This window comes from Amycolatopsis jejuensis (assembly GCF_000717335.1).
In the GTDB taxonomy this organism is placed as follows: Bacteria; Actinomycetota; Actinomycetes; order Mycobacteriales; family Pseudonocardiaceae; genus Amycolatopsis; species Amycolatopsis jejuensis.
The window spans coordinates 341,354-356,662 of record NZ_JNYZ01000012.1 but is presented as its reverse complement, the minus strand read 5'-3'; the positions used below and the strand labels follow the sequence as shown (position 1 = coordinate 356,662).

At 68.4% G+C, this 15,309-nt stretch carries 14 protein-coding genes; 4 read left to right on the top strand and 10 right to left on the bottom strand.

Annotated features, from left to right (window positions below):
- The first annotated feature begins 55 nt into the window (after window positions 1–55).
- Window positions 56–1,102: a hypothetical protein gene (locus tag OO71_RS19140; RefSeq protein ID WP_211260555.1), complete on the top strand. Its 1,047-nt coding sequence runs from the start codon at window positions 56–58 to the stop codon at window positions 1,100–1,102.
- Window positions 1,103–1,156: 54 nt separating this feature from the next.
- Here the strand turns inward: OO71_RS19140 and OO71_RS19135 are convergent, their stop codons facing one another.
- From OO71_RS19135 to OO71_RS19125, 3 genes are all read right to left on the bottom strand, one after another.
- Window positions 1,157–1,570, bottom strand: coding sequence for a DUF2784 domain-containing protein (locus OO71_RS19135; RefSeq protein ID WP_051791704.1), 414 nt, complete (start codon window positions 1,568–1,570; stop codon window positions 1,157–1,159).
- Between the two features lie 142 nt (window positions 1,571–1,712).
- Window positions 1,713–3,215, bottom strand: a complete 1,503-nt coding sequence (locus tag OO71_RS19130) for a lipopolysaccharide biosynthesis protein (RefSeq protein WP_033291137.1) — start codon at window positions 3,213–3,215, stop codon at window positions 1,713–1,715.
- Complete coding sequence (locus tag OO71_RS19125) at window positions 3,212–4,147, bottom strand: glycosyltransferase family 2 protein (RefSeq protein WP_051791703.1); 936 nt, start codon at window positions 4,145–4,147, stop codon at window positions 3,212–3,214. Before OO71_RS19125 ends, OO71_RS19130 begins: the two co-directional genes overlap by 4 nt.
- 188 nt (window positions 4,148–4,335) lie before the next feature.
- On the opposite strand from OO71_RS19125, the gene OO71_RS19120 reads away from it, so the two are divergent.
- Window positions 4,336–5,529, top strand: a complete 1,194-nt coding sequence (locus OO71_RS19120; RefSeq protein WP_063740084.1) for an acyltransferase family protein — start codon at window positions 4,336–4,338, stop codon at window positions 5,527–5,529.
- Here OO71_RS19120 and OO71_RS19115 read toward each other — a convergent pair.
- A complete protein-coding gene (locus OO71_RS19115; RefSeq protein WP_051791702.1) occupies window positions 5,451–6,260 on the bottom strand; it encodes a right-handed parallel beta-helix repeat-containing protein in 810 nt (269 codons plus the stop codon). The two genes, OO71_RS19120 and OO71_RS19115, sit on opposite strands and share 79 nt — an antisense overlap.
- 75 nt (window positions 6,261–6,335) lie before the next feature.
- Complete coding sequence (locus OO71_RS19110) at window positions 6,336–7,349, bottom strand: right-handed parallel beta-helix repeat-containing protein (protein ID WP_162186083.1); 1,014 nt, start codon at window positions 7,347–7,349, stop codon at window positions 6,336–6,338.
- A 276-nt stretch (window positions 7,350–7,625) separates the two neighbouring features.
- Between OO71_RS19110 and OO71_RS19105 the strand changes: the two genes are divergently transcribed.
- On the top strand, window positions 7,626–8,441 hold the full coding sequence (locus OO71_RS19105; RefSeq protein ID WP_051791700.1) for a glycosyltransferase: 816 nt from the start codon (window positions 7,626–7,628) through the stop codon (window positions 8,439–8,441).
- Window positions 8,442–8,941: 500 nt separating this feature from the next.
- Here OO71_RS19105 and OO71_RS19100 read toward each other — a convergent pair whose 3' ends face one another.
- Together OO71_RS19100 and OO71_RS19095 are read right to left on the bottom strand one after the other, a co-directional pair.
- Complete coding sequence (locus OO71_RS19100) at window positions 8,942–10,471, bottom strand: O-antigen ligase family protein (RefSeq protein ID WP_051791699.1); 1,530 nt, start codon at window positions 10,469–10,471, stop codon at window positions 8,942–8,944.
- The gene (locus tag OO71_RS19095) at window positions 10,468–11,286 is read right to left on the bottom strand and encodes a YveK family protein (protein ID WP_051791698.1); all 819 of its coding nucleotides are present in this window, start codon (window positions 11,284–11,286) and stop codon (window positions 10,468–10,470) included. Before OO71_RS19095 ends, OO71_RS19100 begins: the two co-directional genes overlap by 4 nt.
- Before the next feature lie 77 nt (window positions 11,287–11,363).
- Between OO71_RS19095 and OO71_RS19090 the strand changes: the two genes are divergently transcribed.
- Window positions 11,364–12,518, top strand: a complete 1,155-nt coding sequence (locus OO71_RS19090) for a glycosyltransferase (protein WP_245633710.1) — start codon at window positions 11,364–11,366, stop codon at window positions 12,516–12,518.
- 4 nt (window positions 12,519–12,522) lie between these two features.
- Here OO71_RS19090 and OO71_RS19085 read toward each other — a convergent pair whose 3' ends face one another.
- The 3 genes from OO71_RS19085 to OO71_RS19075 are packed head-to-tail and all read right to left on the bottom strand — an operon-like array spanning window position 12,523 to window position 15,307.
- On the bottom strand, window positions 12,523–13,236 hold the full coding sequence (locus OO71_RS19085) for a polysaccharide deacetylase family protein (protein ID WP_162186082.1): 714 nt from the start codon (window positions 13,234–13,236) through the stop codon (window positions 12,523–12,525).
- Window positions 13,233–14,168 (bottom strand): glycosyltransferase family 2 protein, encoded by a 936-nt coding sequence (locus OO71_RS19080; protein WP_033291136.1) that lies wholly within the window; start codon window positions 14,166–14,168, stop codon window positions 13,233–13,235. The genes OO71_RS19085 and OO71_RS19080 overlap by 4 nt, the downstream gene beginning before the upstream one ends.
- Window positions 14,165–15,307, bottom strand: coding sequence for a methyltransferase domain-containing protein (locus OO71_RS19075; protein ID WP_245633709.1), 1,143 nt, complete (start codon window positions 15,305–15,307; stop codon window positions 14,165–14,167). The genes OO71_RS19080 and OO71_RS19075 overlap by 4 nt, the downstream gene beginning before the upstream one ends.
- Window positions 15,308–15,309 lie beyond the last annotated feature (2 nt).

Below are 15,309 nucleotides of genomic sequence, written 5' to 3'. Positions count from 1 at the left end.
GCGGGGCGCGGCAGCGACATCCTGGACGACCGCTCGGTGCATCCAGGGAGTGACCATGTCCGCCAGCCCACCACCCCGTCCCGTTCTGCACACCGGAGAACGCGTGCGGGTGCGCAGCGCCGAGGAAATACTGGCGACCCTCGATCAGAACGGCACCGTCGACGGGCTTCCGCTGATGCCGGAGACCCTCAAGTTCGCCGGGCGTGAGCTGCCGGTGCACCTCAGCGCGCACAAGACGTGCGACACCATCAACCACAAGGGCACCACGCGGCGCATGGATTACGCGGTGCACCTCGTCGGGGCGCGGTGTGACGGGAGTGCGCACGGTGGGTGCCAGGCCGGGTGTCAGCTGTTCTTCAAGGAGGAATGGCTCGAACGCGCCGACGGCAGCCCGATCCGGCCCGAGCGGCCGCACGCCGGCACGATCCCGCTGCCGCTCGAGGTGATCGAGTCCGGTACCAGTGCGGGCACCGACACCGACGGCGAGCCGCTCTACCGCTGCCAGGCGACCGAGCTGGTCCGCGCGACCTCGTACCTGCCGGTGCAGGACTGGCGGCAGTACGTGGACGACGTGCGCACCGGCAACGTCCCGCTGGGCGCCACGCTGCGCAGCCTGGGGCTGTCGGCGTTCAACAACTTCCAGAAGCTGTCCCGGAAACTGCCCTCTCGGCTGCGCATCCGTGAGGGCGCCTTCTACCCGTTCTACCGCGGCACTGGCGCCGCGAAGCAGCCCGCCGCCGGGCTCGGTCTCCAGCCGGGCGAAATGGTCGAGGTGAAGAGCAAGGACGAGATCATGTCCGCGCTCGGGCCGAACAACCGCAACCGCGGCCTGTGGTTCGACGCGGAAATGCTGCCGTACGCGGGCCGTCGCGGGCGGGTGCTCGGGAAGATCGAGAAGATCGTCGACGAGGTCACCGGGCGGATGCTGAAGCTGCGCGACTGTGTCGTGATCGACCAGGTCAACTGCGCCGGTCAGTTCAACCGCTACTGCCCGCGTTCGGACTACATCTACTGGCGCGAGGCGTGGCTGCGCCGGGTGCCGGAGAAGAGTCCCACCAAGGCCGCGGAGTGCACGGACGTCACGGACAACGCCAAGGTCTGAAAACCCCTCCGGAAACACAACGGGCCGGTCTCCCTCCGCGGGGACCGGCCCGGATTATTTCACCGGCACTCTTGGCGGGCTGGACACCGCGGTGGTGAGCAGCCGCCGGACCGCTCGGCGACGGCGCGCGTACCACCAGGAGCCGACCCAGCCGACCGCGACGAAGAACCCCACCACCGCGCGGAAACGGTTGACGTGGTGCGGGTCGTAGAACACCCCGGCGATGTACGTCTCGATGAAGCCGTGGTCGTACTGCGCCATTCCGCCCGCCGAACGCGCCCAGTTCTCCGCCTCGGTGACCGGGCAGTCGAGCTGGAACACCGAGCTGACAACTCCCCACACCACGAGCGGAATGTGGGCGAACAACGTGCGCGGCCATTTCCACGCCACGAATCCGCCGAACACCAGGTAAGCGAGGATCACGAAATGGAGGCCCAGCAGTACATACGCGAGCAGCTGTGCGGCCAAGGGATCCTCCCCGATTCACCAACCCGGCACTGATTCCGTTGCAAGGCAACGGGCCCGGCGATGCGCCGAGCCGATCCGTCATCCGGGAAATCGCATCGGGAACGCCAGATGTTTCCGAATTCACCCGACCGTGACCGTCGGATCAGCTGTTTTTCAGCAGTTTTCCGGTGGTGAGCATGCGAGCCGCCGACAAACCTTCACGGAACAGTGCCGGGAAGAACAGCCGCAGGAACCCCAGGTATCCCGCCAGCACCACGACGAGCCCGGCGACCAGCACCACGATCGACGGCATCCCCTGCTGGTGCAGCACGATGTGGATCACCCAGGCGGCCGCCACCGCGGGCATGGTGGAGATGAACGCGGGCAGGATCGTCATCACCCAGGTGCGCAGCCGGAAACCGGCGAGCCTGCCGATCGCGCGGACCAGGAACGGCGTGATCACGATCGTCGCGATGGTGTACGCCGTCGCCACGCCCGTGACGCCCCACGGGAGGCCGATGAAGAACGCCGGCACCATCACGGTGAGCGGGATCCAGGCCCAGCGGAACGACACGTCCGCGCGGCCGAGCCCCATGAACACCGACCCGCCGGGCGTAGTGAGCGACTGCAGTACTCCGGTCACCGCAAGCGCTTGCACCACCGGCGCCGCGGGCAGCCATTCCGCGCCGAAGATGGTCTCCACGAAATCGTCGGCCAGGACGGCCACGCCGAGCATGCCCGGCAGCACCACGAGCCCGATCACCCTGGTGATCCGCAGGAACACCGACCGTACCCGGGGTATGTCGTCCTGCACCTTCGCGAACACCGGGAACGCCACGCGGTTCGCCACGTTCCCGAGCAGGCCCACCGGGATCAGCATGATCCGGTACGGCACCGTGTAGTACGACAGCGCGGTCTGCCCGAGGAACCGGCTCACCACCACGTTGTCGATGTTGCGGGCGCTGTACCCGATCAGCTGCGCACCGACCAGTGGCAGGCCGAACACCTTCAGGTACTTCCAGGCTTCCTTGTCCACCACGATCTTCGGCAGCCCGGCCGCGGCGAACCAGAACACCAGCACGATCAGGTCGGTGCCGACCTGCTGCACCACCAGCGCCCAGTACCGCATCCCGAGCTCCGCCGCGACCACGCCGAGAATGCCGCCGAGCAGGGTGCCGACGATCTCGGTGACCGCCATCGCCCGGAACCTCAGGTTCCGCTGCAGTTTCGCAGCGGCCACATTGGACACTCCCTTGAGCACCGGGCTGGCCGCAAGCGCGATCAGCACCGGGCCGAGATCGGGTACGTCGAGGAACGACGCGATCTCGTCGGAGAACAGCACGGTGACCCCGGCCATCGCGAGCCCGATGGCGACCAGCGACCAGAAGGTGACGCCCTCGTCCTGCGGCCGCAGGTCCGGCTTCTGCACGATGCTGGACGACAACCCGGCCTCGAGCAGCACCGCGGTGAGCGAGATGTACACCGTCGCGGCAGCGGCGACACCGAAGTCCGTCGGACCCAGCAGCCGGGCCAGCACGACGGCGAAGCCGAGGCGGCCGAACTGCCGCACGATCATCGCGGCGACCGTCCAGCGCGTGCCGTTCGCTGCCGCGGCAGCCGTCGACTTCGGCGCGGACGGCGCCGGTCGCTCAGCGTGCGTCGTCACCGCTTGCTCCCCGCGCGCACGGCGAGCTTCGCGTACTCGAATCCGCCGCGCGCGATCGTGCGGAGGATTCGCTTCCAGTTCGTCCGCAGCCAGCCGCGCATCTGCAGCAGGCAGCGCAGCTTGTCACGCGTGCCGAGTCGCGAACGCAGCACCGCGAGCGCGTACTGCCGCCCGATGTTGAGCACCGGGAACGGAATCCGGCCGGTCCACTCCGGGTCGAGGATCAGGTACCGCGACCGCGCGGTCGGAGCCTGGCGCATGATCCGGCCCGGGTGCTCGCGGTGCAGGAACAGCTCCTCGTCGATCAAGCGGATCGGGCCGCGCAGCGCGAGTTCCACGATCTCCAGCCGGTCGGCCGAATCGAACGACGCGTGCAGCGAGGTCTGCGCGAGCACGTCTCGGTTCACGACTCCGAACCACGCGAAGCACATGTGGTCCTGCTCGGTGAGATCACGGAAGCGCAGCGCGACGTCGGCGTGGTCGGCGCGCAGGTTTTCGTCCCAGCGATGTGTGCGGTTGCCGTCGACGTCGATGTCGACCGCGACAGTGTGTGCGCACGACGCTTCCGGGTGTGCGCGCAGTTCTTCCAGGCAGCGGCTGAAGTACGTCGGAAGGTAGACGTTGTCGCCGTGTACCCACGCGAAGTAGTCGCCGTCGGTGTGGTGGAAACCATAGTTGTGGTTGCGGGCCGCGCCGAGGTTGCGTTCGTGGCGCACGTACGAAATCCGCGAGTCGAGGGCGCTGTACTCCTTCGCGATCACCTCGGTGCGATCGGACGACGCGTTGTCACAGATCAGCAGCTGCCAGTCGGTGAAGTCCTGGGCCCGGATGCTGTCGAGCGCCTCGGCAAGGAACCGTTCGCCGTTGTACAGCGGCATTGCCAGCGAGAGCACCGGCCTGGTTCTTGCGGTCGCGTTCGATCCGTCGGCCATGCTTGCCCCTCCGCCGTACTGGCTCCCGGCAGCGGGTCTTCCCCGCGCACCCCATCGAGAACGGAATCGGAAATCGCGGGTCGGCGTTACGAGCGACCGGCCCGCACCGATGTAGTGAGGACGGCATCGTTATTTCTCCGCCCCCGGGATCACTGCGGCGGCGGAACCGGCTGCGGGGAGTCACCGACGTGAGCGGTACCGAACAGCCGAAACCGGTCCGGCTGGCCGGGCTCGACGGCGTGCGCGGGCTCGCCGCGCTGTTCGTCGTACTGCACCACTGCCGGCTGTTCTCCTACCCCGGGTTCCCCGCCGACACCGGGCCATGGTGGCTGTCGTTCCTGCTCTACGGCCATCTCGCGGTGGTCGTGTTCATCGTGCTGTCCGGGTTTTCGCTCGCGGTCGCGCCCGCGCAACGGGACTGGCGGCTCGGCCGCATCCGTACGTTCCTGCGCCGCCGGGCGTGGCGGATCCTGCCCGCGTACTGGGCCGCGCTGGTGTTCAGCTTCCTGATCGCGCGTTTTCTGGTGACCGAGACACCGGGTGTGGTGCCGACCGGAAAATCCTTCCTGGTGTTCGGATTGCTCGTGCAGGACGCGGTTTCCGCGCCGAGCCCGAACAGCGCATTCTGGTCGATTGCCGTGGAAGCGCAGCTGTACCTGGTGTTCCCGCTGCTGCTTCTGCTGCGTCGGCACGTGGGCGCGATCACGCTCGTGGCGTGCGTGCTGACCGGGGTAGTGCTGCTGCAGCTGCTGTCCGGGAAGGTCCGGGTGTTTGCGTCGCTCCTGCACCTGACGCCCGAATTCGCCGTGCTGTTCGCGCTCGGCGTGGTGGCCGCCGGAGTGCTTGCGCCGGGCAAGATCCGGCGCGTGCCGTGGCCGTGGCTGGCGCTCGCCGGTGGCGCGGCGATTGCCGGGCTGATCGCGATCCTCGGCTCGGTACGGACCGTCAACAATTACTTCTGGATCGACCTGCTTGCCGCCTTCCCCACCGCCGCGCTGCTGGCTGGGCTCGCGCAGGGCCGTCCGGCGTGGCTGGTGCGGTTCCTGGACACGAAGCCGTTGCGGGCGCTCGGGTCGTGTTCCTACAGCTTGTACCTGGTGCACGTGCCGATCGTCGCGATCGTGAGCCGGTTGCTGATCGGCCCGCACGTTCCTGCGGGGCTGCCGTCGTTCCTGCTCACCGCGGTGATCGTGGTGCCGGTGGCGGTGCTGTTCGCGCGCGGTTTCGCGGCGGTGTTCGAACTGCCGTTCCAGCGGCACCGCTCGGTGGCCGCGCTCGCCGCCGCTGTGCGGGCGAAGCTGCCTCAGCGCGGTAGCGGTACCGGGGAGCCATCGGCGAAAACGTTGCCGGACACCGTGCGGACGTCGAAATCCGAGGGATAGATCGGGCCGTACTTCGCATCGGGCAGGAAGGTGTTGCCGGTGAAGGTGACGTCGTGCAGCCGCGCGCCTTCCTGGCCGCCGACGCTGTAGAACGTGTAGCCGCCACCGCCGAGCGTGTTGCCTTCGACGACGACCGGGCCCGCGCCGGGGTGGTCGGGGCCGATGTCCGGCGAAAGGAAGATCGCCGCGTTCGCGCCTTCCCCGGTGCCGATCTCGATGCGGTTGTTCTTGATCACCACGTCGCCGACGTCCTCGACCAGCTGCAGCCCGTCGGAATGCGCGCCGGGGGACGGCTTGAAATCGTGGATCCAGGAATCGGTGATCGAAGAGTGCGGGCCGAGCTTTGCGCCGTCGTTGGACATTCCCGTGATTTCGACCCGGATTGCCGACCAATTTCCGTACGCGATTCCGGCCTCACCGTAGTCGCCGGTGATCACGGTGTCCTCGATGCGTACCGAACCTTCACCCTCGGTGTGAATACCCCACGGGGTACTGCCGTCACCGGTGAATTTGCTGTTTTTGACTGTGACACCGGGCGCGGTGACGGTGAGCATTCCCCGGACGTCGAGACCGGTGAGCACCATGCCGGGTCGGTCGGCAGTGAGCGAACCGGACGCCGGTGCGGGCGGTGGCGCGGGCGGGGGTTCGGGATTCCGGACGGAAACGGCCACGACGACGGCTGCGGCGGCGACCACGACCCCCGCGATGACAAGCACTTTCGCCGGACGCACGTTTCCGACGATACCCGGGACGCGGACCGGCCCGGCGCCTCCGAGCGAAAGGCACCGGGCCGGGACTTGCGGGGGTCAGGACGGCATCTTCAGGGCGGTGCCATCCGTGTACGTATTGCCGGACACGGTTTTCGCGACGAATTCACTCGCGTAAACCGGGCCGTAAAGCGCATTCCGCACGAACTTGTTGTTGGTGATCGCGACACTCTGCAACGTCGCACCGTCGCGGCCGTTCACGCTGTAGAGCGTGTAACCGCCACCGCCGAGCGTGTTGCCGTCGATGCTGATCGGGCCCGCGGACGGCCGCTCCGCCCCGATGTCCGGGGAAAGGAAGATCGCCGCATTGCCGACCTTGGTGCCGAGGTCGATCTTGTTGTTCTTGATCACGATGTTCCCGACGTCCTCGACCAGCTGCACGCCGTCGCTGTGTGCGCCGTCGGCGGGCTTGAAGTCGTGGATCCAGGAATCGGTGAGCGACACGTTGTTGCCGAGTTTCGCTCCGTCGTTGCTCATCCCGGAAAGGTCGATCCGGGTGGCGCTCCAGTTGTGGTAGCTGATGGCTTCACTCTGGTAGTCGCCGGAGAACGTGGAGTCCTCGATGCGCACCGAGCCGTTGCCGCTGGTGTGCACCGCCCAGTCCTGGCCGGTGCCGGTGAACTTGCTGCGCTTGATCGTCACGTCGGGGGCCGTGACGGTGATCGTGCCGCTCACGTTCAGCGCGTCGAGAACCTGGCCTGCCTGGTCGGCGGTCACGTCCTTGACGCTCTTCAGCGTGACGCCGGACGGGACGCCGTACCCGCTGGGGGCGGGGTCGGACTTGGCCGGCGGCGGGGCTACGACAGTGGCGGTCGCCGCGGGGGCGGCGGACGTCGTTGCTGCCGGAGCTGCGGTCTGGGTCGGGGATGGGGTGGGGGACGGGGTGGTGTTCTGGCGGGTACAGCGGCTGCCGTCGTAACGGCCGTGCCACGACGCGTCCGCGACGGTGACCGGCTCGGGCTGGCGGGCGAACCCGCCGCTGAGCTGGACCACCACGAAGGCGACCGTGAGCACGGCGCCCATGAGACCCGCGGAAACAAGGATGCGGCGCAAGAGCGCCTCACCTCCAAGGTAAAAATGATGACAGAAATGCAACCGATATCGGTTCGTGATGGAACGTGAAGGACTATGCATGGCCTCGCCCCACATTGCAAGGTACCGCCCGGTGACAGCCCGTAAAAAGCACTGCGGACCTGGGTCAGTATCGCCGAGAAATGGTGTTCCGCACCCTTCGAAAGCGATCTTCCACCCGTTTCAGTGAAATGATCACGGGATTTTTCCGGAAAGATCTTCTTCCGGTCCGGTGGTGACCTTCCGTAGGCTGTCCGCGTGGACGTGGTCATCCCAGCACACAATGAAGAAAGCTCCGTCGGACAGGCGGTCCGGAGGCTGTGCGGGGAACCGCAACGGCTGCGCTGCGTGGTCGTCGCGAACGGGTGTTCCGACGGCACTGCCGCAGCCGCGCGGGCGGCCGGCGGAGATGTCGTACTCGACACCGCCCGGCCGGGAAAGGCGCACGCACTGAATCTCGGTGACGAGAGTTGTGTCACCTACCCGCGCGCGTATGTGGACGCGGACATCGAAATCGACGCGAACGGCTTGTTACAGCTTGGTGCCGCACTTGCGGAAACGGGAGCACTTCTTGCGGTTCCGGGAGTGCGATTGCGCACGGAAGAAGCGTCGTGGCTGGTCCGGCGGTATCTCGCGGCATGGCAGCAACTGCCCGCGGTACGCGCGAACGGCGCGGGGCGGGGCGTGTACGTGCTGTCGGAGGCGGGGCACGCGGAGACGTTCCCGCTGCCGGAGAACCTCATCGCGGACGACGGCTACGTCGAACGGCGGATCGGCGCGTCCCGGCGGGTGGTGGTGGAGGACGTCGTGGTGACGGTGACCCCGGTACGCACGATCCGCGCGATGGTGCGCCGCCGAATCCGGGTGATCGCGGGGAACCAGCAGCTGACGGAACTGGGGCTGCCGCCGTCGACGGGGGCGGCGGGGTTGGGGGTTTTGGCGCGGTTGGTGCGGAGTGGGCAGGTGCGGCCGGTGGATGCGGCGGTGTTCACCGGGGTGAGCCTGGTGGTGCGGGGGTTGGATGCGGTTCGGCGGGCACGAGGGCGGCGGGTCAGCTGGGGTACCGACCGCTGACTCTCGCCGGGCTGGGGCCGGTTCGGGCTGGTACTGCGAGATTTCCGCCGAGCCCGACCGGCTCCACGCCGATTCGACCGGTTCGGCCGGTGTCAGGCGGTTACTGCCACGGTTCCCGACCGGCTCCACGCCGATTCAGGCAGGTCAGCCCGGTTCAGGCTGGCTCGGCAGGGTTCGGGCTGGCTCAGCCCGGCTTCCGTCCGCATCGCCCCAATGCCACATTCGCTGCATCCCACGCAACCAACGCCACATTCGCTGCATCCCACGCACCCAATGTGGCGTTCGCTGCATCCCACGCAACCAATGCCACATTCGCTGCATCCCACGCACCCAACGCCACATTGGGTGCGTCACATGCACCCAACGCCACATTGGGTGCGTCACATGCACCCAATGCCACATTGGGGTGGGGTGAGAAGGGGCGCAAGCACTCAGCGGGAGCCGGGGAGCATAGGGTCGCGGAGCACGAGGGCGCGCGGCAGGAACCCCCGCAGACGGACTCAAGCCGGGCGTAACGTCCGGTTTGCCAGTCGGCGGATCCACGTCGGTGGCAGGCGTTCCGCTTCCGGGACGTCGCGCACCGACACGCGCCACAGCGCAGCCGCGCAGCCGATCAGTACGTGGGTCGTGATGAACATGATCGCGAAACCGAAAGCGTCGAACGTGAAAGCCGCCACCGCGGCAGCCGCGATCGAACCGGCCAGTGCCTGGCCCATGCCGCGGGCGTCGGCGCTCGGGGCGGTTCGGTACACGCGGCGGGAAAGCGAATAGCCCATGCCGAACATCGCCAGCGTCACGCCGAGACCGACCACCCCGACGGTCACCAGCTCGTACAGGTACTCGTTGTCCAGCACCCGGTACAGCTTCGGCACGTAAGTACCCGGCCCGATGCCGAAAAGCGGATGATGTTGCCATAGCCCGAATACCGCGGCGTAATCGTCGGTACGGCCTTCGATGCTCGGGTCCGTTCCGGCGTTGGTGAACAGGCCTTTGATACTCGTCAGCAACCCCGGCGCACCAGCCTGCACCACTACGAGCCCGGCGATCGCGAACGGCAGCATGTTCAGCAGCGTCCGCATGCGCAGGGACGCCAGGTAGACCAGCAGTGCGACTCCAGTCGCCAGGATTGCCGACCGGCCGATCGACAGCGGGATCCCGCCCGCGATCATGGCGACGACCACCCAGCGCGCGGCCTTGCGCCGCTGTGCGGTGAGCGCCAGGTGCAGTGCGATGGGCAAGGCCATGCTGAGCACGACGCCGTACTCGATGGGGTGCGTGGCAAGGCCCGCGACGCGGTTGAAGCCGTCGCGGCTCTGGACGAAGTCGGCCGTCGAAGTGTGCACGGTGAGGCCCGGCAGCCGGATCAGCTTCGCCAGGTCGACGATGCTGAAGAACTGCAGCGCCGCTACGAACGCGAGGATTGCCGCGCCTGCCGTCACGCGGTTCAGCACTCGCCGGACCGCGCGGATGTCGCGCAGTGTGTCGGCGGTGTACAGCAGAATGCCCATCGCGCTCAGCTCGGCCAGCAGTCCGGCGTTCGCGCCCGACAACTCGAGCGGGCTCAGGCCGCGGACCTGCCCCGCCGCGTAACTCGCGAGCTGGCTCACCACGGCGAACAGCACCACGATCCGCAGTGGCTGGAAGTGCCGGTCGGTGCCGAGGTCGGGGGCGCAGCGCAGGCAGAACCAGATCAGCAGCAACCCGCTCGCCAGCAAACCGCTCGGTACGCCCGACTGACCAAGCGGCGCCAGCACGAGGTTCGCCGGGAGCAGGAACGTCGCCGACAGCAGCAGGGTCAGGCCGGTGACCTCGTCCCTTGGCGAGAACGCGTACCCGATCAGCAGCGCGGTGACCGCGAAGACGAGAAACGCCAGGTCCGGGACAAACACCTCGGCGACCACGGCGAGCAGGCCGCCGCCGATCGCGACGGTCGCCAGCCACGGATGCCGGTCGATCCGCTTCTCGATCGGGATGAAGTCGCCGAGGCCAAGGCGAGAACGCAGACCCGACCGAGGGGGAAGGACGCTCACCGCGACCGTTCGGAGTTACCGCGGGCACCGGCCTTGACCTTGCCGTTGGCCGAGACCGGGCGCAGCTTGCGGGTGGGCTGGTCGGACAACGGCGTCGCGGTGCGGTCCGGCCCGGATTCGGCCGGTTCGTCCGGCCATTCGATCGCGGTTTCGTCGACGGCTTCCTCGTCCGGCTTCGGGTCCGGCGGCGCGGCGGCCGCGGCTTCGGCGGCCTGCAGCTCACGACGGCGCAGCAGGTAATCCACGTACACCGACAGCCCGAGCGCCAGCACCACGCCGATCGCCAGCGCGGCGAGAAGCACCTTCGTCCGGCTGCCGCTCGACACCGCGGCTTCCCGCGGCTGCAGCGCGTCGTCGACCGTGACCCGGAACTGGTCCGGGATCTGCTTGGCGGTCTGCAGGTCCTGCATCCGTTTCTGCAGTTCCTTCCACAACAGGCTGTACGTGCTCAGCGTGGCCTGCTGACTCTTGGCGGTGATGGTGATCAGCAGCAGCGGACGGCCACTGTCCACATTGATCACGTAGTCCGGGCTGCCACCGGCCTTCGCGACGACGTCCCGCACGTCCGGCGAGTCCGCGATCGAGCCCATCACCGACGCCGCGGTACGCGTGTCGTAGTACGGGTTGCCGGCCAGCCGCGCGGCCGCTTCCTGGTCCTGCGCGTACGGGATGTTGACGACGAGCACGCCGCTGACCGAGTAGCTCGGCGCGACCTGGGTCGACGCCACGAACCCCAGCAGGCCCGTCACGACCAGTGCGGCGACCAAGACGTACCACCGCCGGATCGCGATCCGGAAAATCCCGAAGAGGTCCATTGACCCGTCCTTCCCCTGCCCGTCAGGATGGGTCTCCCCGACCCCTCGTGTAGTCAATCGACGAAAGCAGCCCGAACGTGACAGATGAAGGGTCACCGTCTGGTGTCACGTCCCCCCATCAGGGACGTTCCGGCCGGATCGCACTCGGTTTCGCGTGCGCGTGGGACGACCCGCCGCAGCCGACCTGGTCCTACACCCCGTGGCATCTGCGGGCCGCGCTGCGCGAGCGCGCCGACGTCCGGGACGTCGGCCTGACCTGGCCGCGACCTGCGCGAATGGCGTTGAAGGCGATGGCAGCGCACCGGCACGAAGGCCGCTGGGTGAGCGGGTGGAAACACCATCCGGTCACCATGGGCCTCGCCGGAGCGCGCTTGCGGCGGGCGACTGCGGACTGTGACGTAGTCCTGCAAATCGGCGACCTCGCGCGGCTGCGCACGCCGTACCTCACGTACCAGGACCTGAGTTTCGACCTGCTGCGCGAAGAACGCGAGCTACGGCACTTCCCCCATTTGGACGCATCGCGGATCGCCCGGCTGCGCGAACGGCAGCTGGAGATCTACGCGGGCGCAGCCGGAGTGCTCGCGATGAGCGAGTGGCTGGCGGCGCATCTGGTCCGGGTGACGGGGCTGCCCGCGGACAAGGTGCATGTGGTGAACCCGGGTTGCAATGCTTTGCCCGAGGTCCCCCCGGCCCTGCCGCAACGCTCCGGTCCGGCGCGATTGCTGTTCGTGGGCAAGGACTTCACCACGAAGGCCGGTCCCCAAGTACTGGCAGCGTGGGAAATTCTCCGGCGTTCGGGTTATCCGGGTATCGAATTGACCATCGCCGGTCCGGCTTCGTGGCCGATGCCGGGGCCAGTCCCGGACGGGGTGACGTTCCTCGGCCGGGTCCCGCTGGAACGGGTGGCGGCGCTTTACGCGGAACATGATCTTTTCGTGCTGCCGAGCCACTTCGAGGGGTACGGGATCGTGTTCGTGGAGGCGCTGGCGCACGGCCTGCCGTGTATCGGGCGCAACCGGTGCGCGATGCCGGAGCTGATCCGCCCCGGCGACAACGGGAGTCTGGTGTCGGGCGATTCCCCGGAGGAACTGGCCACGTTGATCACGGAGCTGCTGTCGGATGACGGGCTGCGGGATCGGACGGTACGACAGGCGCCTTCGGTGATCGAGCATGCGACGTGGGATCGGGCGGCGGAGGAAACCGTTGCGGTGGCGGGGAAAGTGCTGGGCTGAGCGCTCAGCGCTTGAACCAGGCCCACCTCTCCGCCACCCCGAACTTCAACGCCCCCTCCAGCGAAACCCCCTGCAACCCACGCTCTGACAACCCATCCAGCACCGCCGAAGCCAGCGCCCCGCGGTCGAAAGTCGGCGCCGGGACGCCCGATGGCGCACCAGGGTCATCCCCGTAACCGTCATGCGCCAGCAGGATCGAACCCCGCTTCATCCCCTCCATCGCGCGCGCCGCAAGGGACGGCACCGGCTCGTCCAGCCAATCCCACGCCGTCGGCCCCCACAGCACCGGTTCCAAGCCGTTGCGGCGGATCGCGCGCCAGATCGCGGGCGTCTGGGCGCCATAAGGCGGACGGAACCACCGCACCGGCGTGCCCAGCGCGTCCTCCAGCAGCCGACGGCCCGCCGCGACCCGGACGCCCACCTCACGTGCCCCGAAGCGCGTCAACCTGGAGTGGTCCAGACCATGCAGAGCGATCTCGTGTCCCTCCGCGACGGTTTCCGCCAGCAGGGTCCGATATTGCTCCACCCGCTCCATCAGCACGAAGAACGTCGCCGTCGCGCCACGGGCCGCCAGAACCGACAGGATCCGTTCCGTACCAACCGGATCCGGACCGTCGTCGAAAGTCAGGATCGCATGTGGACGTTCCGTGCGCACCGCGCGCACGGAACCGACCATCGTCGTCCCGGCGCGGAATGCGGCCTTCGCAGTGCGCTTCACACGAGCACCCGGGTACCCGGCCACCCAGCCTCCCATTCGACGCGCCGCTGCCACACCTTCGTCCACCGTGGACCTTGCCGTAAAAGCCGCTCCGCCACCGCACGCAGTGCGATGCCCGACCGCAGCGCAAAGAGCCCGTACCCACGCCAACTGCCCAAATGCCGCTGGATCACCCCGGCCCGGCCAGTCAGCACGAGCACGTCCCGACCGGAAACGTCCCCCCGCGAAGACGCGCCGACATCGTGGACGACCTCGCAGCGCGGCGTGATCGACGGGCGGCACCCGAGTTCGCGGGCCCGCAGGCACAGGTCCTGGTCTTCGCCGTAAATGTGGAATGCCTCGTCGAGCCCGCCGAGCCGGTCCCACAGCTCGCGGGTCATCAGCATCAGCCCGCCGGACACGATGTCCACGTGCCGCACCGAGTTGCGCGCCCACTGCCCGAGCGACTCCGGGTCGAAAAGCCGTGAACCCCGGAACACCGCGCTGAGCCCGAGTGCCGAGCAGGTCAGGCTCCACGGCGTGATCCGGCCGAAGCAGCTGCGCGGTTCGAGCTGCCCGGTGACGTCCAGCGTGCGCCCGCCGACGATCCCGTCCGACGGGTTTGCCTTGAGGTGCGCGACAAGCGCGTCGATGGCACCCGGTTTCGGTTCCGCGTCGGGGTTGAGCAGCAGCAGGTACCGGCCGGTCGCGCGTTCGGCCGCGCGGTTGACGCCGTAGGCGAACCCGGTGTTGCGGCCCAGCCGTTTCACCGTACCCGGACCGGCCAAACTGTCCACAATGTCCGCAACACCGTCGGTGGACCCGTTGTCGCTCACCACCACCTCGAACGGCATCGACGGCGCCGCCGCACCGGTGAGCGCCCGCAGCGTACGTTCGGCATGCGCGGCCGCGTTGTAGGTGACCATCAGCACGGACAGCTCCGGCGCGCTCATGCCCGGCCTGCCAGCACGTCGTCGACCCGGATCCAGCGTCCGCCGCGGTCCTCGACCTCCGGCACACTCCGGCGGACCTCGTCGAGCAACTGCGGCAGCAGCAGCAGAACGTCGGCCGGCTGCCCGGATCGGAGGTACTCCGGCGGGATCACCGGAATCTGCGTACCCGGCATCCGCCTGCCCTGTTTACCCGGCGACGCATCGGCAATCGCCCGCAGCAGGCTGACGTCCACCCCGGCGTGACACAGCAACGGCACCGCGCGGGAAGCCGCGCCGTATCCGATCACCCGCCGCCGCGTGCGCGCCCGGCCCGTCAGCCACGCGCGCAGCCGCGCCGCATCCGCGTCCGCCCGTTCCTGCAGTTTCCGCAACGTCGCGAAATCCAGTACCCCGGCCGAATACTCGGCCTCGATCGTCATCCGCGTTTCCCGGTCCGGCTTCGGATTGTGGTTCGCGAGCACCACCAGCGTGCCGCCGGCCAGCGGGTAGTTCCACGCCCGGTGCACGCCGAGGCCGTACCGCGCCAGCGCCTCGTCCAGCGCGGGCAGCGACCAGTACCCGTGGTGCCCGTGCCGCAGTTCGTCCCACTGCCCGAGCCGCAACACGCTGCCGAGGCTGAACAACTGGAACACCAGCAGGCCACCGGGTGCCAGCCGCGCCGCGCGCCGGAGCATGGCCTCGCTCTGGTCCGGTTCGTGCAGCATGCCGTAGGTGTCGAGGACCAGGTCGGCTCGGCCGTCCGCGGCAACGAGACCGCGGCGCAGCACCCGCGGCAGCCACGAACCGCCGTGCGGGCTGCCGAACTCGATGGCAGACGCGCCAGGGTGCAGCCAGCCTTCCGCGGCCAGCCGGTCGAGCACACGCTCGGCCTGGTCCCGCATCGCTTGCGGCTCCACGCTGAGCACGGTCTCCGGCAGCCCCGGGTCCTCGGCCAGCTGCGCGAGCCCGCAGCCGGTGCAGCACCACATCCGCAGCGGATACCGCGGATCCGGGCCGTCGTCGTCCGGACGGGGGAACTGCTCGCATCCCGGCTGCTGCCCTAGATCGAGCACCACCTCGCCGCTCTCGCCGTGGCAGTACCGGCACCGGATCGGTTCCGCGGGATCCGCCATCAGCGGGTCCACCGCCGGGCTGACCATGG